Origin of the sequence: Mesorhizobium sp. M1396 (assembly GCF_040317725.1) — a bacterium.
Classification (GTDB): domain Bacteria; phylum Pseudomonadota; class Alphaproteobacteria; order Rhizobiales; family Rhizobiaceae; genus Mesorhizobium.
Genome location: NZ_JAMYLA010000067.1, coordinates 1 through 22,986, shown reverse-complemented (window position 1 = coordinate 22,986; position 22,986 = coordinate 1). Strand labels below are relative to the sequence as shown.

22 protein-coding genes and 6 pseudogenes are annotated in these 22,986 nt (G+C 60.8%); 18 read left to right on the top strand and 10 right to left on the bottom strand.

The features are described 5' to 3' along the window. Positions 1 to 292: 292 nt before the first annotated feature. The 8 genes from NKH02_RS30175 to NKH02_RS30140 all read left to right on the top strand — a co-directional run bounded on the left by NKH02_RS30175 (position 293) and on the right by NKH02_RS30140 (position 7,249). Positions 293 to 853 carry a hypothetical protein gene (locus tag NKH02_RS30175; RefSeq protein ID WP_352883294.1) on the top strand — a complete coding sequence of 187 codons (561 nt, stop codon included), beginning with the start codon at positions 293 to 295 and terminating at the stop codon, positions 851 to 853. 88 nt (positions 854 to 941) lie between these two features. After that, entirely contained in the window at positions 942 to 1,175 is a 234-nt protein-coding gene (locus tag NKH02_RS30170; protein ID WP_352883292.1) for a hypothetical protein, read from the top strand. Next, positions 1,172 to 2,629, top strand: coding sequence for a TolC family protein (locus NKH02_RS30165; RefSeq protein ID WP_502913876.1), 1,458 nt, complete (start codon positions 1,172 to 1,174; stop codon positions 2,627 to 2,629). Before NKH02_RS30170 ends, NKH02_RS30165 begins: the two co-directional genes overlap by 4 nt. Before the next feature lie 16 nt (positions 2,630 to 2,645). Beyond that, positions 2,646 to 4,004 carry a multicopper oxidase family protein gene (locus NKH02_RS30160; RefSeq protein ID WP_352883291.1) on the top strand — a complete coding sequence of 453 codons (1,359 nt, stop codon included), beginning with the start codon at positions 2,646 to 2,648 and terminating at the stop codon, positions 4,002 to 4,004. A gap of 43 nt (positions 4,005 to 4,047) precedes the next feature. Continuing rightward, positions 4,048 to 4,536 (top strand): cupredoxin domain-containing protein, encoded by a 489-nt coding sequence (locus tag NKH02_RS30155; protein WP_352883290.1) that lies wholly within the window; start codon positions 4,048 to 4,050, stop codon positions 4,534 to 4,536. A gap of 21 nt (positions 4,537 to 4,557) precedes the next feature. Beyond that, positions 4,558 to 4,842, top strand: coding sequence for a copper-binding protein (locus NKH02_RS30150; protein WP_352872775.1), 285 nt, complete (start codon positions 4,558 to 4,560; stop codon positions 4,840 to 4,842). 384 nt (positions 4,843 to 5,226) lie between these two features. Further along, positions 5,227 to 5,904, top strand: coding sequence for a response regulator (locus tag NKH02_RS30145; RefSeq protein ID WP_352883288.1), 678 nt, complete (start codon positions 5,227 to 5,229; stop codon positions 5,902 to 5,904). After that, positions 5,846 to 7,249 carry a sensor histidine kinase gene (locus NKH02_RS30140; protein WP_352883286.1) on the top strand — a complete coding sequence of 468 codons (1,404 nt, stop codon included), beginning with the start codon at positions 5,846 to 5,848 and terminating at the stop codon, positions 7,247 to 7,249. The genes NKH02_RS30145 and NKH02_RS30140 overlap by 59 nt, the downstream gene beginning before the upstream one ends. 606 nt (positions 7,250 to 7,855) lie before the next feature. On the opposite strand, the gene NKH02_RS30135 is transcribed toward NKH02_RS30140, so the two are convergent. Both NKH02_RS30135 and NKH02_RS30130 read right to left on the bottom strand, forming a co-directional pair. Continuing rightward, on the bottom strand, positions 7,856 to 8,143 hold the full coding sequence (locus NKH02_RS30135) for a hypothetical protein (protein ID WP_352872778.1): 288 nt from the start codon (positions 8,141 to 8,143) through the stop codon (positions 7,856 to 7,858). Between the two features lie 819 nt (positions 8,144 to 8,962). Then, complete coding sequence (locus tag NKH02_RS30130) at positions 8,963 to 9,331, bottom strand: hypothetical protein (protein WP_352883284.1); 369 nt, start codon at positions 9,329 to 9,331, stop codon at positions 8,963 to 8,965. Between the two features lie 1,033 nt (positions 9,332 to 10,364). On the opposite strand from NKH02_RS30130, the gene NKH02_RS30120 reads away from it, so the two are divergent. Both NKH02_RS30120 and NKH02_RS30110 read left to right on the top strand, forming a co-directional pair. Further along, complete coding sequence (locus NKH02_RS30120; RefSeq protein WP_502913875.1) at positions 10,365 to 10,826, top strand: (2Fe-2S)-binding protein; 462 nt, start codon at positions 10,365 to 10,367, stop codon at positions 10,824 to 10,826. Between the two features lie 207 nt (positions 10,827 to 11,033). After that, a pseudogene (locus tag NKH02_RS30110) lies at positions 11,034 to 11,183 on the top strand (molybdopterin cofactor-binding domain-containing protein); the annotation flags it as partial. A 67-nt stretch (positions 11,184 to 11,250) separates the two neighbouring features. Here NKH02_RS30110 and NKH02_RS30105 read toward each other — a convergent pair. Both NKH02_RS30105 and NKH02_RS30100 read right to left on the bottom strand, forming a co-directional pair. After that, entirely contained in the window at positions 11,251 to 11,919 is a 669-nt protein-coding gene (locus NKH02_RS30105; RefSeq protein WP_352883305.1) for a hypothetical protein, read from the bottom strand. A 367-nt stretch (positions 11,920 to 12,286) separates the two neighbouring features. Continuing rightward, positions 12,287 to 13,329: pseudogene (locus tag NKH02_RS30100) on the bottom strand (xanthine dehydrogenase family protein molybdopterin-binding subunit); the annotation flags it as partial. 46 nt (positions 13,330 to 13,375) lie between these two features. Between NKH02_RS30100 and NKH02_RS30095 the strand changes: the two are divergent. Next, positions 13,376 to 13,516 (top strand): hypothetical protein, encoded by a 141-nt coding sequence (locus NKH02_RS30095; RefSeq protein ID WP_352883282.1) that lies wholly within the window; start codon positions 13,376 to 13,378, stop codon positions 13,514 to 13,516. Between the two features lie 10 nt (positions 13,517 to 13,526). Here the strand turns inward: NKH02_RS30095 and NKH02_RS30090 are convergent, their stop codons facing one another. Together NKH02_RS30090 and NKH02_RS30085 are read right to left on the bottom strand one after the other, a co-directional pair. After that, on the bottom strand, positions 13,527 to 13,799 hold the full coding sequence (locus NKH02_RS30090; protein WP_352883280.1) for a BrnA antitoxin family protein: 273 nt from the start codon (positions 13,797 to 13,799) through the stop codon (positions 13,527 to 13,529). After that, positions 13,783 to 14,085, bottom strand: coding sequence for a BrnT family toxin (locus NKH02_RS30085; protein WP_352883279.1), 303 nt, complete (start codon positions 14,083 to 14,085; stop codon positions 13,783 to 13,785). The genes NKH02_RS30090 and NKH02_RS30085 overlap by 17 nt, the downstream gene beginning before the upstream one ends. Before the next feature lie 76 nt (positions 14,086 to 14,161). Here NKH02_RS30085 and NKH02_RS30080 point away from each other — a divergent pair. The 4 genes and pseudogenes from NKH02_RS30080 to NKH02_RS30065 form a co-directional block, all read left to right on the top strand. Beyond that, positions 14,162 to 15,056, top strand: a pseudogene (locus NKH02_RS30080) (ParB N-terminal domain-containing protein); the annotation flags it as partial. 905 nt (positions 15,057 to 15,961) lie between these two features. Then, complete coding sequence (locus NKH02_RS30075; protein ID WP_352883278.1) at positions 15,962 to 16,762, top strand: DUF1194 domain-containing protein; 801 nt, start codon at positions 15,962 to 15,964, stop codon at positions 16,760 to 16,762. A 65-nt stretch (positions 16,763 to 16,827) separates the two neighbouring features. Further along, on the top strand, positions 16,828 to 17,331 hold the full coding sequence (locus NKH02_RS30070; RefSeq protein WP_352883277.1) for a hypothetical protein: 504 nt from the start codon (positions 16,828 to 16,830) through the stop codon (positions 17,329 to 17,331). Between the two features lie 49 nt (positions 17,332 to 17,380). Further along, positions 17,381 to 17,752, top strand: a complete 372-nt coding sequence (locus NKH02_RS30065) for a helix-turn-helix domain-containing protein (RefSeq protein ID WP_352883276.1) — start codon at positions 17,381 to 17,383, stop codon at positions 17,750 to 17,752. A gap of 127 nt (positions 17,753 to 17,879) precedes the next feature. Here NKH02_RS30065 and NKH02_RS30060 read toward each other — a convergent pair. From NKH02_RS30060 to NKH02_RS30045, 4 genes and pseudogenes are all read right to left on the bottom strand, one after another. Continuing rightward, positions 17,880 to 19,126, bottom strand: a pseudogene (locus tag NKH02_RS30060) (type II toxin-antitoxin system HipA family toxin). Further along, positions 19,119 to 19,454: a helix-turn-helix domain-containing protein gene (locus NKH02_RS30055; protein ID WP_126848722.1), complete on the bottom strand. Its 336-nt coding sequence runs from the start codon at positions 19,452 to 19,454 to the stop codon at positions 19,119 to 19,121. The pseudogene NKH02_RS30060 and the gene NKH02_RS30055 overlap by 8 nt, the downstream one beginning before the upstream one ends. A 106-nt stretch (positions 19,455 to 19,560) precedes the next feature. Next, positions 19,561 to 19,830: a TatD family hydrolase gene (locus NKH02_RS30050; RefSeq protein ID WP_352883275.1), complete on the bottom strand. Its 270-nt coding sequence runs from the start codon at positions 19,828 to 19,830 to the stop codon at positions 19,561 to 19,563. Positions 19,831 to 19,913: 83 nt separating this feature from the next. Continuing rightward, a pseudogene (locus NKH02_RS30045) lies at positions 19,914 to 21,234 on the bottom strand (DUF2130 domain-containing protein). An 80-nt stretch (positions 21,235 to 21,314) separates the two neighbouring features. Between NKH02_RS30045 and NKH02_RS30040 the strand changes: the two are divergent. The 3 genes and pseudogenes from NKH02_RS30040 to NKH02_RS30030 form a co-directional block, all read left to right on the top strand. Continuing rightward, positions 21,315 to 21,764, top strand: a complete 450-nt coding sequence (locus tag NKH02_RS30040) for a hypothetical protein (protein WP_352883274.1) — start codon at positions 21,315 to 21,317, stop codon at positions 21,762 to 21,764. 38 nt (positions 21,765 to 21,802) lie between these two features. Next, a complete protein-coding gene (locus tag NKH02_RS30035) occupies positions 21,803 to 22,708 on the top strand; it encodes a tyrosine-type recombinase/integrase (RefSeq protein ID WP_352883272.1) in 906 nt (301 codons plus the stop codon). A 3-nt stretch (positions 22,709 to 22,711) separates the two neighbouring features. Beyond that, a pseudogene (locus tag NKH02_RS30030) lies at positions 22,712 to 22,906 on the top strand (transposase zinc-binding domain-containing protein); the annotation flags it as partial. Positions 22,907 to 22,986: the final 80 nt, after the last annotated feature.

The window sequence follows — 22,986 nt, the reverse complement described above, 5'->3', positions numbered from 1 at the left end:
TTCACTGCGGCAACCATTCCTTCCGGCGCAGTCGGAGGCCGCCCTTGCGGGACTCCTCGTTACTGGTTCCTTCCCGCCTCCAATGCTGGTTCTTGTCGCCAGCATAGGCCACCGTCCCGGGCTCGGCGGTGAAAACTGACCGTGGTCGCTGGGGTTCTACGCGAGCCGCTATGGAGCTTTGTTGCAATCGTCACTTTCGCGAAGGTCTCGCGTTATCTGGTCGTCGCCGGAGCGTGCTGAGCCTGAGCTAAACCGAAATCGCGGACATCGCAGCACGGTTGCGTTCCTAAGCATGAGCCATAAACAGGGCATACAAAAATGTATGAAAAATGTTGTGGCACATGGGGGCTTCGAGCAATACCGTTCCTGCAACGATCCTCACTTTTGGTTGCACTGCAGCAAACTGGTCGAAGGCGGCCTTGACAAATCAGCCGAACAATTATGGAAAGGGCCGATGAGGACTGTTGGTCGAATCGCGATCCTAGGAAGCGTACCGCTGCGAGTTCTGCTTGCGATCGGATTCCTGGTCATGTCGGCGCTTCAGCCTGGTCTATTCGCCACAGCCGATGCCACGGGTTTTCACGCCAGCGCGGATCTGCAAGCCGAGACACCTGCACACGGCATGGGCCATCACGGCGCCAAGGCGAATGACACGGACAGGTCGGAGCATCAGCACGGCGACAACCAATCCGCCGACAAGAGCTGTGAAGTCCATTGCGCGCCGGCAAATGCGGTGCCAGTCGATTGTCCTGAGTTGGAGCCTGTTGTCTCCCGCTGCTTTGCGCCCGTCATTGCCGTCACTTTGCCGCTCGGCGAATACAAAGCGCTAATTAGACCCCCCAAATACATCTGAACTGACGCCTCTTTTGAGGGCGTTCGCGCGCAGCGTTGGGAATTCGTTCCCACGCGGCCAAATGCACACGTCAAGATTCAGGTCTACAATGAAAATCGCAGGCTTCGCGATGTTCGCATCGCTGTTCGTTGCCGGATGCGCGGCAACCACGCCGTCCGACGTTCTTCCCGCCTTCAATCCGGCCGATCCCGTCATTGGCATCCGTGGCACGAAATACCATCCGGTCGTCGCTGACTATCGCCAGCGGGAGCCACTCGATCCGCAGGATTGGCGGCGGCTCAATCAAGAACTCTCTCCCGCAGCCCCGGGAGCCGGATCATGAAGCGCCGGCCCCTGACCATAGCTGCGGTGGTGACCATTCCGCTGATCGCTGCCGGATGCACGACCAGCGGGGCCCTTGATGGCATCTCAGTCCCCATGGCCGGCTTCACGACAGTCGCGGCGCGTGCCGATTCCGTGACCGGCAAGAAAACAGTGTGGGTGCAGTCCAGCGAGGAAGCGCGGACGGTTTCGGAGCGCGTGAAGCGCCTCGTCCAGAAGAAGACGATTGGTCCGGACATCGCGGTGCAGGTCGCCCTGCTCAACAACAAAGGCCTGCAGGCCGCCTACGCCGAGATCGGTCTGTCGGCGGCCGATGTCTGGCAAGAAGGGATGCTCGTCAATCCGACGATCTCGGTCGGTATGATCGGCATCGATCCGGCACGCACGATCGAGGGGGCTGTTGCCAGCAACATCCTTGCGCTGATGACCCGTCAGCGACGCGTCGCGGTCGCGGACACACGCTTCCGTCAGGCCCAGCTCCGCGCCGCCGAAGAAACGTTGCGGCTGGCCGCGGACACGCGGCGGGCCTGGATCAATGCGGCATCGGCCTGGGAAAGCGTTTCCTATCTGAACAAGGCGCAAGCCGCCGCCGACGCTGCCTCCGAACTCGCTCAAAAACTAGGGGAGACAGGCGCTTTTACAAAAACCGGCCAGGCCCGCGAACACGTCTTCTATGCCGAGATCACCGGTCAGGCGGCGGAGGCGCGCCGCGCCGCCCGGACTGCCAAGGAAGAACTCACCCGCCTCATGGGTCTATGGGGACCGGACGTCGATTACTCGGTCCCCAACATGCTTCCAGCCCTGCCCAAAGGCGCCAAGGCCAAACGCGCCATCGAGGCGGAAGCGCTAAGAAATCGCATCGACCTCGAGATCGCGAAACTTGAGCTTGAGGCGCTGGCGAAATCGTACGGTCTCGCCGAGGCGACGCGCTACGTCAGTGACCTGGAACTGCTGTCCGGCGCGGAGGTGGAACGCGAGGAGTCCGGGGAGGGCGGGACGGAGACGAGTGTCGCACCCACCCTGGAGGCGGAGTTCGTCATCCCGATTTTCGATACCGGCAAGGCACGCATGCGCAAGGCCGAGCTTGCCTATATGCAAGCCGCCAATCGGATGGCGGAACAGGCGGTTAACATCCGCTCCGAGGCGAGGTCCGCCTATGACACCTACCGTTCGACCTATGACATTGCTCGGCACTATCGGAACAGTGTTGTGCCGCTGCGAACAAAGATCGAGGCGGAGTCGGTCCTCACCTACAACGGCATGATCACCAACACGTTCGAGCTGCTGGCGGACACCCGCGCGAAAATCAGTTCGATCATGCTTTCCCTCAACGCCAAGCGCAATTTCTGGCTGGCCGACGTCAATCTCGGAACCGCCATCCACGGTGGCGGCGCAAACTCGCCCGGCGGCGGCGACGCTCCGGCCGCAGCCGAAGCGGGCGCCGAAGGCCACTGAACTCAAGGAGAAGAAAATGCTTTCAAGACGTCAGTTACTCGGCGCCGGAGCCCTGCTCGCCGGTGCCACGGCATGGACCAAGACCTCGGCGATGGGCTTGCCGGAGGCAGCTGTCATGGAATCGCCGGACATGCAGCCACCGATATTTCCGACGAGCGGCCCGGACTACCAGCCGGTTGTGACGCTCAACGGTTGGACGCTGCCCCACCGCATGAACAATGGCGTGAAGGAATTCCACCTTGTCGCCGAGGCGGTCGAGCGGGAACTGGCGCCCGGAATGACCGCCTATCTCTGGGGCTACAACGGTCAGTCCCCCGGGCCGACCATCGAGGCGGTCGAAGGCGACCGCGTCCGCATCTTTGTGACGAACAAGCTGCCGGAGCATACCACCGTGCACTGGCACGGCATGATCCTGCCCAGTGGCATGGATGGCGTGACCGGTCTTACCCAGCCGGGAATCCCGCCCGGCAAGACCTTCGTCTACGAGTTCGACCTCGTGAAGAGCGGCACCTTCATGTACCACCCGCACGCCGATGAAATGGTGCAGATGGCGATGGGCATGATGGGCTTCTTCGTCATCCATCCGAAGGACCCGAAGTTCATGCGGGTGGACCGTGACTTCGTGTTCCTGCTGAACGCCTACGACATCGAGCCCGGATCTTACGTTCCGAAAATCATGACTATGACCGATTTCAACCTGTGGTGTTGGAACAGTCGCCTGTTCCCCGGCATCAGCCACCTTGTCGTGTCCAAGAACGACAAAGTGCGGGTCCGTGTCGGCAACCTGACCATGACCAATCATCCGATCCACATGCATGGCTACGATTTCGAGGTGACCTGCACCGACGGGGGTTGGACACGCCCAGAGGCTCGCTGGCCGGAAGTATCGATCGACATTCCTGTGGGCGCCATGCGGGCCTACGAGTTCGAAGCTAAATATGAGGGCGACTGGGCGATCCACTGCCACAAATCGCACCACACGATGAACGCCATGGGACACGATGTGCCAACGTTCATCGGCGTCGACAAGACAAGGGTTGCCGAGAAGATCCGAAAAATTCAGCCCGACTACATGCCGATGGGCAATCGCGGGATGGCCGACATGGGCGAAATGGAAATGCCGCTGCCCGACAACACCATCAAGATGATGGATGGCTGGGGGCAATTCGGCCCCATCGAGATGGGCTCCATGTTCTCGGTCGTGAAGGTTCGCGAGGGGCTCGCCTCGGACGACTACGCCGATCCTGGCTGGTACCAGCACCCGGCGGGAACCGTGGCCTACGAGTGGAAGGGGGATGTCCCCGCTCCCACGAAATCAGGCGACGCAAAAACGATGGCCCCGGCAGCGCACGGCGGTCACGGCAAACAGGGATGACAGACCGAAACCCCTCAACCTCAACAATGAGAGAAAGTACAGCATGAAACATATCATCGCAGCGGCCGTTTTGACGGCGCTCAGTTCCGGAGCGGCTCATGCCAGTGGAACCCACGCCGGAGGCCATGGCGACAAAGCCGCCACCATGCCGATCGGCAATCCAGGCGAGGCCGGCAAGGCAAAGCGGACTATCAACATCTCGATGTCTGAGAAGGCCGACGGAAAAATGTTGTTCCAGCCGGCCGTCCTTAAGGTGAAGAAGGGCGAGACCGTTCGCCTGAAATTCGTCAACAAGGGCCAAGTCGACCACGAGTTCGTCATGGACGTCCATGAGGGGATCATGGAGCACAAGGCGCTGATGGAGAAGTTCCCCGACATGGAGCACGCCGATCCCAATGCGATCCGGCTGGCGCCCGGCGCCAGAGGCGAAATCATCTGGACGTTCGCCAATGCTGGCGACTTCGGTTTCGGCTGCTTGGTCCCGGGTCACTACGATTCCGGCATGAAGGGCGACATCAACGTCGCCAACTAACCCAATGCAAAGGAGGCAATCATGACACTATTGGTAAAGACACTCTCGACACTCGCGCTCGTTCTCGGCATCGGCGGGAGCGCGCTTGCGCAGGAATACGTGAAGGGCGAAGTCATCAAGGTCGACGCCAAACAGCAGAAGCTGACGATCAAGCATGGGCCGCTGACCAATCTCGACATGCCCGCGATGACGATGGTGTTCGTCGTCGCGGAGCAGGGCCTGCTCGGTAAGGTCAAAACGGGTCAGGCGATCGAGTTCACAGCCGATCGCGTCAACGGACGTATCACGGTCACCGGCATCAAGTGATCGGGGACCAGCGCCGCGGGTTGAAAACCAATCCGCGGCCCACTGGCTGCTCTCAGAAGCGATCACGGCGTGATCGCTTGAGGTGATGAGCGCCGCGGATCCGCCTTATGCTGGACTTGCGGCACAATGAAGGGATACGCCAAAATGACGATAACAAGGCGCCTTCGCTTGCGAACCGTGTTCTCGATTCAGTCTATGGATGTTGAGACATCAAAACCCAGTACCCTGGCTGATTGAAAAGCTGCGTCACCGACTAATGGCACCGAGCGAAAAACCCGCCGGGCAAGGCCTCACTGAGACATCGCTTCGTCCGCATCGCTGACAGAAGCAAACTGGAAAGGTCATCAACGCTTGGCGCGCCAAGCCAGATGAGAGATTGCTATTATGAAAATTCTCCTAGTAGAAGACGACGAACAAATCAGCCGTTACATCGAAAATGGATTGAGCTCTTCCGGCCATGTGGTCGATGCCCTGACAGACGGGCGCGATGCTTTGCTTGTCGGACTACGCGATCCCTATGACGTCGCAATTGTGGATCGGGTGCTGCCAGGCCTCGATGGCTTGTCGCTTGTGCGAGGTCTTCGAGGCGCCGGCGGAAAGGTGCCAGTGATCTTCCTGACGGCGGTGGGCGGTGTTGACGATCGAGTTGAAGGCTTGGAGGCAGGTGCGGACGATTACTTGATCAAGCCCTTTGCATTCTCCGAGCTCCTGGCTCGGGTCAATGCTCTGCAAAGGCGTCCTCCGATCACCGCCGAAAAGGCAAAGCTGAAGGTGGCTGACCTGGAACTAGATCTCATCAGCCGCCTCGCCACCCGCGGCGGAACGACGATCGAATTGCTTCCTCGGGAATTCGCGCTGCTTGAACTCCTGATGCGTAACGAGGGCCGTATACTGACGAAGACCATGCTCCTTGAGCGGATCTGGAACTTCAACTTCGACCCGCAAAGCACCGTGGTGGAAACCCATATCAGCCGACTGCGGGCGAAGATCGACAAACCATTCGATGTTCCGCTCCTGCGTAATACACGCAACACCGGCTACACCATCAATGGCCAACGCTAGTATCGCTAGAAGTGCGTCAATCCGACTTGCCGCGTTCTACATCTCCCTATTTCTGCTCTCGTTCCTGGGAGCCAATTTCGTCGCTTACAACATGGTCGCCGCCTACCTTTACGAGCGGCTGGATTCCAATGTGATGGAACGGTTCCGGGAGATTTCTTCCGCCTATGAGGCGAATGGTGTCGACGGCGCTGCCGTGATGATCCGAAGCCATGGTCCGGCAATCAGGGGACAGGAGACGCTTTACGCACTGAAGGATCCCGACGGCGACTTCTTGGCTGGCAACATTGATATTTCCGCCGTGCCGCCGGGATTTTCCACGCGCGCACCGACAAGCCACGAGGCGGCGCCCAATAACTACAGGCTCTACCGGAAGAACCTAGACGGCTACGACCTGACCGTCGGCGTAAGCTATGACGACACCAATCGCCTGCGCAGCATCGCGCTTGTCAGCTTCGGCTGGGGAACGGCGATCGTGCTTGCTGGAGGTCTCGGTACGGGCGCAGTTTTGGCGTTCCGCACGCGACGGCGTATCGCTAGACTCTCGGGTGCGATGCAGTCCGTTGGCGCCGGCGATCTCGCTACCCGCTTGCCGGTCTCCTTGCGCGGCGATGACATCGACGTGCTGGCGACTGAGGTCAATGTCGCACTGGCACAGCTACAGGCTAGTGTCGCGGCGATGACGCAGGTAACGACCGACATCGCGCACGATCTCAAGACGCCGGTCGGCCGGCTGTTTCTAACGCTTGAGGCCGCTTCCGAAAGCAAAGACCAAACGGCCACGAGGTCCCTCATCGAAAAAGCGATGAGCGAAGTCTCGCATATAGCCGGCACGTTCGAGGGCTTGCTGCGCATATCGCAGATCGAGTCCGGCGCACGCCGTTCGCGATTTGCGAAGGTGAACCTTTCGGAACTGGTCGCCGAAATCTACGATATCTATAGTCACATCGTGGAGGACGCCGAGCGCTCGCTGGTTCTGTCCAATGACAGCCGAAACACGGTCTCATTCATATGGGGCGATGCCGATCTGCTGAAGCAGATGTGCGTGAACCTTGTCGTCAATGCAATGCGCCACACACAACGAGGGTCTCGGATCGCGATCGGTGTCACGACGCAGGCGAACCGCTGCGCAATCGTCGTCAGCGACAACGGGCCGGGCATCGCGGCGACGGAGCGGCAGAAGGTGTTCAAACGCTTCTATCGCCTGGAAAAAAGCCGGACAACCGAAGGGACAGGGCTCGGCCTCAGCCTGGTCAAGGCGATATCGGACATTCATGGCGCGACAATTTCCCTGAAGGACAATAGGCCCGGCTTAATCGTGGAAACAGAGTTCCCGCGTAAACTATAATTTGAGGTCAGTCACGCGTAGACGGATGGTTCATATCGCTTGAGACGAAATTACAAATATTCAATAGCGCTGTCGACCAGACCAGAGTTCGCTAACCCGCCACGATGGCGTGGTTTAGCCGGCGCTCTTGGTCGCCCCGTTGTCCGGCATGGGCCGGCGAATGGGCTGCCGACGGCACTGGCTTTTTCTATATTTCTGGGTACGGACCGGCCTGCGCATCAGCAGTTGTGTCCGATACGATATCGCCGGCGAAAACCTCAGCTCCGACGTCGTTGGCCGTTCTTAGACGGATGCATGCTCACAGACCGAGCTCGGCACGTTGCGCGCCTATACTCAAATCAAACACTACTCGTCGCGCGGTGGCGCTGCGACCACTTCACGACCTATGACAGTATGGCGGGTGAGAGCGGCACCGTGAGGCGTTGATTGCGCCACCACCCGTCTTCGAATAGTCCTCACCTACGAGTAGGTTTCCTTGGTGCGGTGTGCTGTGCTGTATAGGTTTCGTTGGCGAAGCAGCCGAAGTGCAAACCAGCCGGCAGAGCTGCCGGCCGGTTTGCCCTGCACGGCTCCGTGGGAAGATGGGAAGCTGCGGTGTCGGTCCTGCTAGCGGCCCGCCCAGCCGGCGCGCTGGCGAGGGCTCCCGCCCTGCCACGATGAGGAGGGGCTCACAGCTTCGACTCGGTTATAGGGGGAATCGGTTTTCTCGATATCGCCATTGTCGAGCACTTGGGAAGATATGTCGGAGTTGGATGCCGATTTCGGGGTTTCGCCCGTCGATCTATGGCCGTGCAGGACCTCGCCGATGCGGGGGCTTGTCGAGTTCGTGCCGCTGTTGGCGACACCGGTCATTGCCGCTAAGACAATCAATGCATATCCGATGGTGTGCTTCATGGTTCAGTCCTTTTGTCAAAAGTGAGCGTTCGAACACCCAGCAACAACAGGCTACCGGGTCGAATTCACGGGCACCTTCCCTCGGATTTACATTTTTGTGATTCTCATGCGTGGCCGCGGCTGAAGCCGAATCGGGAAAATCAGCTGTGAAATGTCACGCGTTGAACGGCAGTCGCCGTTTTCTTATGTCGATGCATGCGTCCAATGCAAGCTTCAAGGGGAAGAGCGCGCGTTCAGCCAGATCTCATGAAAAAAGGGAGTCCACTGTCGCGCCTGCTGAGGTCCTGAGGACTACCGCACCCGGGTGCGGCAGTCCTCCAATATTCCATTTTTGATTCAGGAGGTCTGCAGCGAGGTTAACGACCACTCGCAAGTGGCCACCAGCCATACACAAGCACGCCGATCCCAACTTGATCCGGCTGGCGCCTGGTGTCAGAGGCGAGATCATCTGGACATTCGCCAATGCCGGCGAATTCGGTTTCCTCTGCCTTGGTCCCGGGTCACTACGATTCTGGCATGAAATGGCGGCATCGCCGTCGCCAACTGACCACCAATCATGACACTATTGAGAAAGACACTCTCGACGCTCGTGCTCGTGTTCTCCAAGCAGAATAGCAAGCAGACGATCAAACGTGGGCCGCTGACTAAATCTCGACACGCCGGCGATGACGATGATGTTCGTCGTCGCGGAGGAGGGCATGCTCGATAGATAAGTTCAAAACGGGTCAGGCGATCGAGTTCCCAGCCGACCGCGTCAATGGACGCATCACGGTCGCCGATATCAAGTGACCCGGTCGAGCAATGCTATGGGCACGGAAGTCAGGATGAAGGTGCCGGGCAGAAAATCATCCAGAGATTTTCTTTCCAATCGTCATGTGCGGAGCGGCTCAGGGGCATTTCTATGGGATATTTTCGCGCACCTACGCTCACATATGCCGGAAAGTTACAGCGAACTCGTGCACGATGCCTGCCGGTATCTTCGTACCTGATGGCGCCGTTCGCGTCCGTCTCGACCAGGCCAATAGCGACGTCAAAGTCATAGTCCCCATATAGCGAGACACTGTTGTTCACCACGCTGAGCTGGACCGACGTGGCATCTGGAAAACTGGCTGTGTAAAAGATTAGTCGCTCCGCCGCCGTCGAGGGCGTAGCCACGAAGACGGCGGCAAATAATGCAATGGCGCGCATCTTCCCTCTTTCGGGATCCGAGGTGAGACTATCACCTCTCGCGTCAATGTTCGAATCGAATCTCCATGTCCGCATGGGCGGAGACATTCAGAGGGCTGAATAGTCCTCGTAGCGTGCAACGTTCGAGGCGGCCGGCAAGCTCATGATGCGGATGCTAAGCACAATGTCTTTTCCGCGGCAATTAGACTTCGTAAAGAACGTGGCCACGAAGGGGATCAAAGCATGAGTGGAAACCGTTGGCGATCCTGGCTTGTGCGCGATTTCACAAGAAGGTCAAACACCCGGGACACTAGCTATCGCGCGGTCAGGCGGTCGCAAAGCTGACCTCAACGGCCGACATGCGGTGCCGTTCGGCAGCCTTGAGGCGGGAAGCGGAATGACGGCTTTAGGCTCTGAATCCTGGAATCGGACATTCACCGCGACGCAGTCCGTCAGGGTAAGTTGAGACTTTTTCCAGGGCGAGTTGCCAGGGCGCGCGCCTATTCTGCCTGAGCGGGAACCCGACTGTCGACGTCCCGCGGGGTTGTGCATATGAGGGAAGGATAGCTCATACGATGCCAAGGTAGAGCGGCATGTTTTGAATGCGGTTCTGCCACTGTCACGCCTTGAGACGGAGTGCCTCGAGATACTCGAAAGTTCTCATAGTGCTGCCTCCTTTTTGAGGCGGCTCGCGGCATCGCGCACCGCGGCGACGATATGCGGGTAAGCGGCATGGTCAGGCAGAAACTCGCTCTGCTGCAGCAACAGGTCGATGCCCATGAGGAGCTATCCAGCTCACTGGCCTTCGACAGCTGAACGTCGCATCCGGAACTGCCGTTGTCGCAGGTCTATTCATGAGTGCCATTGATAGGCTCATGCGAATTTTGAGGGCTAATTCGAATGTCGCGTCCGTGCTCTCCTAAGGGTTGCTTAGGCAACCGGCCAACGACAGGCCTTCGGAATAGACGTTCCTTTCCGACTGATGCCGCAGGCTTCGTCGGTCCGGTCGACTTCGCGAGAAGTCCCAATCCCGCCCGCCACTCGAGGAGACGACATGTCAGAGCCCCGACAGCTAGCCTTGGACATCAACAGCCGCCGCCACCAGTTCAATCTTGATGTACGCGTGACCCTGCTGGACGTACTACGCGAGCATGCCAACCTGCCCGGCACGAAAAAAGGCTGCGATCATGGACAGTGCGGCGCCTGCACCGTCCACATCGACGGTGAGCGGGTATTGAGCTGTCTGACCCTCGCGGCCCAGGTCGAAGGCCGTCAGGTCACGACGATCGAGGGCCTCCAGGCTGCCGACGGGGTGATGCACGCAGTCCAGACCGCGTTCATCGAGCACGATGCATTCCAGTGCGGCTATTGCACTCCCGGTCAAATCATGTCCGCCGTTGCCTGCATTCATGAGGGCCACGCCCCGCCCGCGTGGTGGACATCACACGCCTTTCCGGGCTCGACGCGATCGAGGTGTCCGCGGATGTCATTCGCATCGGCGCGCTCGCCAAGATGAGCAAGGTCGCCGCCGACGGGGTGATAGGCCGCAAATGGCGGACTCCAGTCGTCAAGCACGAGCCTGATTCATAGGCACAGGTCAGATGCGATGACGAAGCGCGCCTCGACGATCACCGCCATCGCAGGCGAGAGCTGTCGCCGTCGCATACATGATTTTCGTCACATTGTTGCAAGCCTCGATATGGACTTCGTCAATCGACGCCACCTCGGCAGGCCCGTGAAGGTTTCGCTCACGCGCCCACAGACATTTACCGGTCTTGGCGGTCGGCCGGCGACACGGCAAACGCTCTCTATCGGAGCCTCTAAGGACGGAAAGATAAGCTCGATCGTCCATGAGAGCTGGAACGAGACGGCGCCGCCCTGGGCGTTCCTGTCGAGACAGTCGCGGTGCGGCTGGGCGATACCATCTCCCCAGATCAGCGCTAGCTGGCGGCTCTCAGCAGGCCAACAACCTGACGGGCGCGGTGGACAAGGCGGCCAAGAATGCACGCGATGCCTTGCTGGCGATTGCGGCATCGGATGGCAGCCGCGAAAGCGACTGACCTAACGTTCGAAAACGGCTCGGTGCGACCGACCCGTCGACCGAACGGCGGCATCAGCATCGCGGAGCTGTTGAAGGCAGTGGGCAAAGGCAAACTGGAAATCGAGGGTAACACCTTTGCTCCAGGCGCCACGGAGGAAATGAAGAATGGGGCCGACCGCAGTTTCGCCCAGTTGAAGGGCGCACGGAGCACGATCTTGGCTTCGCTCGCGGTACGGATCATGGGGTATGACCCGGCGGCCATTCCATAACCGATCAACTCGCGGCCTTCGCGCATCGAGCGAGGGGCCGGGTTCCGGTTCCACCAGCCGAAGGCTTCCGCGCCGACGGCATAGGCTTCGCGACCCCATTGTCGGTCGTTCAGGTCAGCTTTGTGCCTTCCTGAAACCAGAATCGCCTTTGACCACGCTGCATAAAGCGAGCACTGCATGAGCGTACTTAATGATTCCTGCAATCTGAGATTTGAAAAGTCCGGCTGTTTCCGTAGCCATTGCGTGCGCCAAAGCGACGCCTCTGATGACCCTTGCTGCGCGAATAGGCGAGCATTCAAAGTGCAGCTTCCAAAACCAATGCCCGCTGGACGGCTAATCTCGCGCCCCGCTGGGCAAGGCAAGCAGGACGCCTGGCGCCATGAATGTCGCGAAATGGCCCAACTGACCCAAGCGCAGCCGCCGGCAATGTCCGCTTTAGCAGTGGCCGAGCTAACTTCGATGGCCGCCGTTGTGCGCAAAGCTGCCGTCCTCATGTTGCAAGATGGTGGTCTGCTCCAGACCAAAGCTCGGCGTTCGATTCCCCGATTGCCTAGCTGGGACCAGCATTCCCCGCTGGCGGCAAGGCGGCAAAAGCGACCGCCGTGCCGGGCGCGGCGGCGCCGCCACGACCTTGACCGGCCCGCCGGACCTTAGCGGCGAACCTCCTCAGCCGACAATGTCCTCGATGCGGATCGGAAAGCGGTGCGCCCTTACACCCGTCGCGTGCCAGATGGCGTTGGCGATGGCGCCGACCGTGCCGGTGATGCCGATCTCGCCGACGCCCTTGATGCCGAGCGCGTTGACATATGGGTCGTCCTCGTCGATCAGCAGCGCTTGCATATCGGGAATGTCGGCATGGACCGGGATGTGATAGCCGGCGAGGTCGGCGTTCATCGGCTGGCCGCTGCGGCGGTCGTGGACCGCCTCTTCATGCAGCGCGAAGGAAAGGCCCCAGATCATGCCGCCATAGAGCTGGCTCTTCGCCAGCTTCGGGTTGATGATGCGCCCGGCGGCAAAGGCACCGACAAGCCGCGTCACCTTCATCTGGCCGAGATCGGCGTCGACCTTGACCTCGGCGAACACCGCGCCGTGCGAGAACATCGCCCGCGCCTCTGCGTCCGCCGGATCACGCCCGCCGGCGCCCTTGCCTACCAGGTTTTCAGGCCGGCCCGCGCCAGAATGTCGGCAAAGCTTTCGCTGCGGGTTTCGTCGGCGCGATGATGGAGCCGCCCGTGGCGCGCCTCGATGCCGGCATTGCCGGCACCGAACAAAGGCGAGTCCGGATCGTTGACGGCAAGTTCCGCCAGCTTGGCGATGGCGTCGGTGCCGGCGTTGTGGAGCGCGGTGCCCGCCGTGGCGGTATGACCCGAGCCGCCGGCGACGCCGCCGTCGGGACGCTCCGAATTGCCTGAGCGGACTTCGATTTCATCGATACTCAGGCCGAGCCCGTCGGCGGCGATCTGGGCCAGCGCCGTCCACGCGCCCTGGCCCATGTCGGCCCCGGCGGTCTCGACCAGCGCTGTGCCGTCGGCGCGCAGCGTGGCGCGCGCCGCGGCCTGGAACATCGGTGCGTGGAACAGCGCCGTGCCCATGCCCCGGCGTGGCAGCGCCAGCTTGACCGGACGGCCGAGCATGCGCGCGACCAGGATGGCCAGAATGTAGTGGCCGTTCATGATCGCCTTGGAGCCGAAGCCACCGCCGAGGAAGGGGCTGCGCACTGGGGAGGACCTGTCGATCTATGCCGGACCGGAGGGCATGGCCGGCTGGATCGGCCAATTGCACGCTGCCATCGATCCCTTCGTCGAAGCGAACCAAGTTCGCTATGGCCAAGGCCATTGCATCGGGCTCGCCCAGGATGTCGAGGACCCCGGGACGGGAGTGGTGGAGGCGGCTTAAGGCCGGCCTCCTAGCCTCGAGAGGCGTCAATCTTCTCGGACAGCCAGGTCTTGATAAGGGACTGATAGGGCACGTCGCGCTTGTTCGCCGCGACCTTGATCCGTTCGAGCAGGCCATTGGGCAGCCGCAACGAGATCGAGGTCGACGACGGCTTGAGGTTGGGCAGGCGGACCCGCTCCGCCCTGCTCCAATCGACATGCTCACTGGAGTCGTTGGACTCCCAGAAGGCGCGCTCCTCGGCCTCCGATGCAAAGGTCGGCACCGGCTTAGCTGTCTTGGTCATAGTAGCCTCGCTCCTTGCGGCTCATATCCCGGGCGGACATCACCCGGATCTTGGTGTCCTTGTCCCGAAGCGTGAAGGTGATGTGCAGCAGCCTTCCGTCATCGGTGCGCCCCAGAGCATGAATTCGTTGCTCGATGGCGCTGTGCTTTGCGTCAGGTACGGTCAGCAACGGCTCGTTGAAGAAGACCTGTTCCGCCTCGGCCTGGCTGGCGTCGTGCTTGTCGATGCTCTTGCGGGCATTGCCCGCATCCCAGTCGAAGCCGGCAATCCGTTCCCATTCGATCATCGGTGTATATTGCCATAATATACACGGATTTCAAGCGCCGTCAGGCGTGAGCGCTCCGCCCAGCAGATTGGACAGCATGGGGAGAGGAAAATGGAGGGCAAGGAAAACCCGCTCGCTGATCGGTCAGACCGGTGGCGCTAACGCTCAACCGCCAGCCTCGCAATCCCGGCCGCGTCGTCCGGCGCAGGGCTGAAAGCCCCGCTTGGCCTGCCGGGCAGGGATGCTCACCAGCCAGTTGCGCCGGTCCGTCCGCTCCGCGGGCAGGGGGACGTCTTGGGGAAGAAGACGGAAAAGGACCGGTGAAAAGGCCGTGTCCGTAATCGCCAAAGGAGCATCTCCATGGAACTGAACTCAAGGACAATCCCGACAAAGCGCGCCGTTCCAAGTCCAGCCCGCAGGCCGACGACCTGCTCCTGGCGACGATCAAGGCTGTTGGCATCGTGCAGCCGCCCATCGTCGCCGCCGAACCGGACGGCGGCAATGGCTTCGTCATCGATGACGGGCGCCGTTGCGTCAAGCAGGCGATCGTCGCCGGTCTGGAGGAAATCGCCGTTCTGGTCCTACCCCGCGCCGAGGATGGCGGCGCCATGCGTTCGTTGGTCACGACGATCGCACATGAGCAGCTCAACCCCGTCGATCTGTGGCGGGCCTAGAGCGTTTGATCGCGCTGACCTGGACCGAGGAGGCGATTGGCATCGCGCTCGCGCACGGTGCGCCAAATCAAGAAGCTGAGGCTGCTCGCCAATGTGCTGCCGGCGATGCTGGATCATATGGCCAAGGGCGACATGCCCGACGAGCGCCAGCTCCGCGCCATCGCGGTCGCCTCGCTCGAGGAGCAGAAGGAGGTCTGGAAGGCGCATAAGCCGACCAAAGGCGATCCACAGGTCTCGTGGTGGGCCGTCGCCAACGGCCTGGCCAAGACCCGCATGTATGCGCGTGACGCCTGCTTCGGCGACGATCTCGCCCAAGCCCCGTCCGGACGTCACCCGCAAGGGCATCGAGATGATCGGCGACCTGCGCACCGATGCCCTGCATGAGGCGCTGTCGCGCGCCCCGATCGTGCATCGCTGACTACAAGGGCCTCAAGGCGAAGCGCAATCGGGAAGGAAGCCGACGTTCGCAGCGAACGACTAGGCGGCGTCCCATCAGCTCGGTTGCGAGGGGAATGGCAGCGCGGCGGCCGCCGGGCTTGACCGGCGGGGCCGCGAAAGGCGGCTCAAGCGGCCAGACAACAAAACGCAGTCGCACCTACGACAAAACTCGAGGCGGCCTCGAGGTTTGACTTAGTGGCGGCGCAAGATTAGTATATTAGATACTTATAATATTAAATCGGAAGCGAGCCATGCCAGAGGGGAAAAACGGCGAAGCTCCGTTATCGCTGGCGGCCTAGCGGGTCCTCACCCCCCAACCAGGGGATGCCAACGCCGTACCCTGCATGGCTGCACGCTCTACTGGATCGAGGAGGCGTTGCAGGTCGAGGAGGCTAGGATCGGCAACGTTACCCTAATGGGCAGGGGCCCTTACGAGCCGCTGTGCGACCCCAGCGGAGAATGGCTCGTTTGGGATGCTGTACGAGAGAACGTAGCCGAGTTCGACGGCACGCTTTTCTTGGCCTCACACAGAGAGAGACCCTGAGGTTCTCGACGCTGTTGAACAATATGATAAGGCCTTCGACCAGCGGGAGTCCACGATCCGCCCTGCACAGCAGGCGTGAGATGCTTGGACACGGAAACTTGGAATGCCCTTGGCAGCTTCGTAGCCGGGGATGTCGCTTCGAAGGCTTTCCAGGAACAGTGACCCGAATTCCATGCCGTCGTCGGCGTTCGGAGGTTTCGGACGAAGCCAATATGACAGTCGGTCTAAAGGGGCAATTGAGATGCAATCCTTGTCCGCAGTTTTCGGCGTTGGCCTGTTAAGCGCCGTTTTGACGATCGTGGGCCAGCGCGCCCCTGATGGTTCTGATGCCGAGGACCTTTGCCCCTGCGAGATCCAAAGCAAGTGGCTCCTCACGCTATCAGCCAATGAAGTCGACGTCGCGATCGTTCTTGCGGCCGATATGTCGGGTTCCATCAACCAGGGCGAGGCAGCTTTGGAGCGGGAAGGCTATGCATCTGCCTTGGAATCGGCCGACTTGCTGGAGGTGATCAAGGAGGGCGCGCAAGGCAAAATCGCCGTCACCTACCTCGAATGGTCGAGCTCGGGTTCCTCGGAAACACGATTGGACTGGGCCATTCTGTCGGACGCGAAGGATGCGTCTTTCATCGCGCAAGCCATTCGAAAGAAGTCCGACCGGCAACGCGCCGATCCGCACGGCTCGAAAACTTCGATCTCATACGCCATCGACGTATCGGTCGATGCCTTCGACAAACTTCCCCTCAGGGCGTCGCGCAGGGTCATCGACATCTCCGGTGACGGAACGAACAATGACGGACCTCCAATAGAGGATAGCCGCCGGAGAGCGCTCCAGAAAGCGATCGTGATCAACGGCCTGCCGATCAGTTACGGCGTTGAAAATGGCGAGACTATTCCGGAATATTACGAGCGGCACGTTATCGGAGGACCCGGCTCCTTCTTGGTTACCGCCAACAGCGCCGCCGAATTTAGGCGGGCAATCAGATACAAGCTAGCGAGAGAATTGGCATCCATCTCAAGCGGGACTCGTCCTAGTCTTGAGTAAACCGCTGGGCAAATTACGCGGAATATTGTTTGCTGGCAAACTAGGCCGATCACCCAGGTCACGGTGTGCTTCGTCAACCTGTGGAAAAGTCCGAGCAATGCGATCAGCGTCCGTCCCGATGCTTTGACCACGACATTCGCAAGCTCAGCCGCATGATCCGGAGCCTGCAGGACACCGCACCTTGCCAATTGTGCTGCCACACCGACGACATCCGTGCCCAGGAACGCCGCTGCATAGGTGTCCTGAAGCTGCTTGCCCTCATCCACGAGGCCACCTTGGGTGAGGAAGTAGCGGAGATAAAGGGAGCTGTCCGCATGCCACATAAGGAAGTCCTGCAGCGCCGCTTCATCGCCGGGATGAGCCAAACGAATTGCACCCCGGTCATTGGTGAAGCGCCCACATCGCTTGTCCGAACATTTTTATCTTATTTAGTTGCTCTGGTGTTCCAGGGTCTGATCGAGCATCTCGACAGCGCAAACCAATCGCGGCTCGAGCAATCGTCGGAAACCGCCATCCGCCACTGTCCAGCATCGCTTCGCCAAGCTCTGCTCGCGCGTTTATGTCGCTGAAACGGCCGTCCGAATCTCGCCAGCAACAATTCGGCGGAAGAGCCACAGAATGACCGGGCAAACCAAGAGCACGGCGGCGCTGCTCGCTATCCTCGACGCTTTCGCCGAGGTGGCCTCGGCCGGACTGAAGGAGCTCGACCGGCTGGTGCTGGTCAAAGGCCAGATGGAGCGCCGGCTCAGGAGGCGGCGAAAAAATTCAAGCCTGCCGGCGCTGATCGAGCTGGTGCTGGCGCGGCCGGTGGTCTCGGCGGGATGCATCGCGGCCGAGCTGAAAATCAGCCAGCGCGCCGCGCTCGACCTCGTCGCCGAACTCGGCATCCGGGAGGTGACGGGCGGGGGCGCTACCGGGCGTGGGGGATCATGTAGGATCGCCCGAACTTGCTCTTCGGCAAATCCAAATCATGCAGCATCATGCCATTGATGCTACAGGGCTTTCTCAATTCGGGATTTCGTCCGCTGGACTCATCGTCTGTTCCATGCACCCTCGACGGTGGCGCCGGTGATGGGACTGGCGCTGGCTGGCTCGAAGCTGTGCAGGAATGTCCTCGTCATAGCGCCAGCGCCCGTTTAACATCGTCGTGTTCGAAGGCGCTGGCCATGCGGTTGATCTCGGCTGGGCGGGCGCCGACCGCCTTGGCGGTATCGCGCCAGGTTGCGGTCACGGTCGCGACTTCTTTGATTATTGCGCGGGCTTGCGGCAGTGTGAGCGCGAAAAACTCCGACGCGGCTTCCAGCAGATCGAGCGAACAGGTGCCCTCATCGAGATCGATGTTCGTCGTCAGTACCCGGGCCTTGAGATCGGTCGGAACGGGATTGAGGTCGTATGACGGCGAGAGAGACCAACGCCTTTCCAAGCCACAGGAAACCGTGATTACGGAGGTGGTCGTCGACATTGGAGATCAGCACGTTGAAGACGACACGCCGATATAGGGCATGGGCGTCCGTCTTTCCCTGAGCGCCGTGTTGAGCAAGAGCATCGACGATCTCCGGATAGCTGCCGCGCTCGCCGTCCTTGGCGCCCATCATCGCCATCGCCGACAGGAACGGGATACGGATGGCACCATCACGGTCGAAGCGTCGCGACAGCATGACCGCCTTGCCGGCGACATCGATCAGCTCGTGTTGGGGAGTGGCGATACCAGCCTGTCCGGCCAGCCGCAGCGCGATCTCTTCCCAGGTCTCCATGCTGTAGTCGTCAGTCTCCTTCGGAAACTTGGCGACGGAGAGATGACCATGTTGGTCGATGACCGACGCCTTCGGACGCCCACCGCCAAGGGAGGAGCCTGGGGCAAAGATGAGCTGCAGGTCTTCATCCGTTTCCTCATCCCGGAGGATTCGTTCGGTGATCTGGAGTAGCCGGCCAAGCTCTATCAGGGCAGGAACGCCCGCACGGATCGGAGCTTGGGAAGTCTGTTCGCCGACCCAGCGGAAGCGGAGCGCACCAAGCCGGGTCTCGTCGGCGACACCGAGCAGGTAGTCGCTTTCTACAAGCGTGCGAACCGCGCGGCCTTCCTGGTCGCGAGCCGGCGTTCGGCGCGCTGCATGAGACGCCCGCCCCAGGTGTGTCCGGCGCTGAGTCACCGATGGAGCCGAAGGTTGCAGGACCGGAAGGAGGGGCGAAGGCGCCGCGGGTCAGAGCAAGAGCTGGCTCCAGCGAGAAGCGGTCCGGGTCCTCAAGCCATGCGCCGTCATACTCGAAGAGGATGGTCTCGGGGCCGCGGACGCGATTGCTCCTCGCCAGTCCGATCGGGCGTGTGCGACCATCCAAATCGATATGGACCTCGATGTCAGCCATCGCGGGACGATCCGGTTGGCCGCTTGAGGTGGACATGCTTAGGCAGGTCGGCGCTGGCGAGCGCCTGACCGACGCTGTCGTTGCTGATGTCGGCGACCTGGCTCAGGCCGTCGAGCAGGCCGAGCGCCTGCAGGACGCCGGCATAAATGCCGACGCTGACGTTGGTGTCCCCGGCTTCGACCCTTTGCAGTGTCGAGCGAGACGTGAAGGCGCGCTCGGCTACGACCGCCATCGGCAGCCGTCGGCGTCGACGGGCATCATGGATGTCCGCCCCAAGTTTGCGCAGCGCGCGCCGCACTGCAGCGGGAGGGTTGTGTGGAGTGGGCATTTTGACACCTTCGCACTACAGATCGACCGGATATGTAGCGCGAAGATTACAACCCTTTGTATATCCCTTTGGGGGCGTCACCCCAGAAGAGAGCGAAGGTTCGATCTTACCGTCGTCGTGACGGCATCGACCGGACCCTCCGGACGTCGGCGATCGCGGCGACCGTGGTTTTCACGTCCGCGGGCTCGCTGGGACGACCGTCAACCTGAGTGAAGGGACCGTCTGTCTCCGCCAGGATCCGATCGATGGGCAAGTCGCAGACGAGGGCGCGGCCGCGACCCTCGCCTGCCGTGCCTGTGAGCGCGCGGTCTGACCGGCCGCAGCGATCGGCCGACGACGATTGCCTAGGGTGCGGCGGGCTTCTTTTGCTTAACACTATCCGAGGAGTCCGATGGGTATGTCTGGGGAAGCCGCTCCAGATTGCCAATCGTTTTCCTTGTTGAGCTGCATACCGATTGCCTATTCGGCACCGGGCGGAGATGTTTCAATGGCCAGGACCTCCAAGCCCTCAATTTCTTGCATCACCTTTCCAGCGATACCTTGCAAGTCGCCGTACATCCCGACGGTCGATTCGATTACGCCTTGTATTTGAGCCTCCCGCTTGGCCCACAGGCGTGTTGTGGTCTTGCGTTCCCTGGCCAGGTCCTCCTGCATATCAGAGAATTTTTCGACGATGGCCTCGACGCGATGGCGGAACCGCGGACCGGTCAGGTAGCCATAGACCTGCTCCATTTTGGTAGCTTGGCCGTCCTGGGCGAGGCGGGAGTTGGCCAGCTCGATAAGGGATTGTCGCAGCATGATTGCAATCGGCATCGCGCATTTGGGATGGGCGACATAGACCCCGTCCAGAAGATCGAAGGTTTCCACCCCGGAAGGCAGCGCTTCCGAGATCATCAGCGCGATATCCGCTTTCGCAGCCCGTTGATCCGCCCTGAGCTTCCCCAGCCAACCGTGGCTCCAGTTCTTGGTGCGCTTCGATTCCCACAAAATGGCGCCGCATGGCTGGCCGGCCGGTCCGACCACGCGATGCAGGACATCACCGCCGAACTCACCCTTGGCAACCGGTTCAATGATGTCCATCGGGAACCGGCTGGCAATGAGGGCTTCCAGTTCGAGCTCCAGCACTTCACCCTGCAGCTGCTGGGAACCCTGTTCGGCACGGCGCTTCAGCTCCTCAATCTGACGCTGCATGCCGGCGATCTGCTCTTCTTTTTCCGCAACCTTCATCTTAAGGCCGTCTTCCGCTTCCGACCTCGCCTTGACACGAACGGCGTCCAACCCCTCCTGGATCTTCCTTTCGATGTGTCAGCGCCATCTCGCGCTTTTCGTCGTCGAGCGCACGCTGCTTTTTCAGGAATTCCGCCTGTTGCTGCTGGGCCTCGGTGAGCTTTTCGTCGCGCGCCTTCAACGTCGCCTCCAGCTCGGCAAGCTTCTTGTCCTTGTCCTCCAGGTCTACCGAAAGCAGCAATTTTGCCTTGCGGGCTTCCTCGACCGCGATTCCGGCACGCTCAAGCTTGATTTGCTCAGCCACCTGGTTGGCGATGTCCTCTTTGGCGGCGACGATCTCGGCCTGCTGGCGCTTGAGCTCCTCTTCTCTGGCAGCCATCGATGTCTTGCTCTGCGCCAGGCGCATTTCGTATTCTTCACGCGTGGCGGCAATCAAAGGGGCCGCGAGCGACTCATTGAGCTTGATTTCCGTCTTGCAGCTTGGGCAGCTGATTGTCGGTTCATTGAGAATCCTGTCCCCCTGCAGCGTGGTATTGATGGGCTGGACGGTCATCTGCGCGCTGCCTCCCTGAGGAATCAGTTAAAGGACACGCTCTCGCCACGCGTTTTCGGAAAAGAACAAAGAGTGAACTGATGGGTTATCCCCGCCGCAAAGCTAGGCGGGGCGCGCTTCTTACACTTGTGTGCGGAATGAGCACCCTGTGCGAGCGGCGGCAACGTCAGCCTCGACTCGATTGCCATGAAGGTCGATTACCCCTCGACGCGTATGTCCGAAATATCGAGATCGCGCCCAACGCCGAATTCCGTCTTTTTGGCCTGGACGTGGCTGAAAGTTCGCTGGGCATGATTCTTTCATTGCACCGGCAATTCCGCCAGCTATTTTCAGCTTCCCGTTTCCGTTCGAAACTGAAATTTCTATCCGCGCTGAGATGTCGTCAAATTCACGTCTTTGACGTAACGGAGACCTTCATCATCCGCGTTGCGAATGGCAGCAATGCGCACAATGCACGAACCCGCTTCGCGGGAAGGCGCGGTTGGCAATGCAGTATGGTAATCTTCGGCTTTGAGTGCCTAACTGCCTGACCAGACCATGGAGTTCCCTTCAACGAGAGGAACTCGCCATGGCTACCCTGCCGACCAATGCACCGATATCACCGCTTCGTCAGCGCATGCAGCAAGACATGCTGATGCGAGGTCTGGGACCGCATACACAGCAGGATTACGTGCGTCACGTCCGGCGCTTCACCGCATTCCTTGGGCGCGCTCCCGACACTGCGACGCCCCAGGATATCCGGCGCTTCCAGTTGCACCAGCATGAGAACGGTGTCGGCCCCGCGACGATCAACAGCGCGGTCTCGGCGTTGCGCTTCCTGTTCATGGTGACACTGATGCGGCGGGATCTGGCGCGTGCGCTGGTGATCATGCGCTATCCGCGCAAGCTGCCCGATGTGCTGAGCGTGGAGGAAGCGGCGCGGCTCCTCGAAGCAGCACCTGGCATCAAGTACAAGGCTGCGCTCGGCGTCGCCTATGGCGCGGGCCTGCGTGTGTCCGAGGTCGCGCACCTGAAGGTCGATGATATCGACAGTACGCGCATGCTGATCCGCGTCGAACAGGGCAAGGGACGCAGGGACCGCAACGCCATGCTCTCGCCGCAACTTCTGGAACTGCTGCGGTTGTGGTGGCGCGAAGGCAAGCGGCGCGGGGTCATGCTGCCGCATGGCTGGCTGTTCCCGGGGCGCAATTGCACCGATCCGATCTCGTCGCGGCAACTGCACCGCGCCGTCCAGGAGTCTGCTGAAGTCGCAGGCATCCGCAAGCGCGTCAGCCCGCACACGCTGCGGCACAGCTTTGCCACCCATCTGCTCGAACAGGATGTCGACATCCGCGTCATCCAGGTGCTGCTAGGCCACAGCAAGCTCGATACGACCGCGCTCTACACCAAGGTCTCGACCCGGACAATCCACGCGGTCGCCGGGCCGCTCGACCGGCTGATGGCGCTGATGGAAGGCAAGTCGCCGCCCGGCTGATCCGTGCGCGCCTCGATCGAGGTCGCCGACATCTTCCGTGCCGCCGCGCCGGCCTATCGGGCCGTCTATGCAGGTCATCTGAGCCTGCAGCAACTCAAGGTCATGTCGGCGATCGAACAATGTCGCACCGCGGCCCTCGGCGGGCATGTCGAAGCCTGCGAGGACTGCGGCGAGCGGCGCATCGCCTACAATTCCTGCCTTATGGGCAGATCCAGTAATGGGGAGTTGGCGGCGACTTGATCGCGCTCTTGTGTCCGCCGTCGCCAACCCGGCTCACC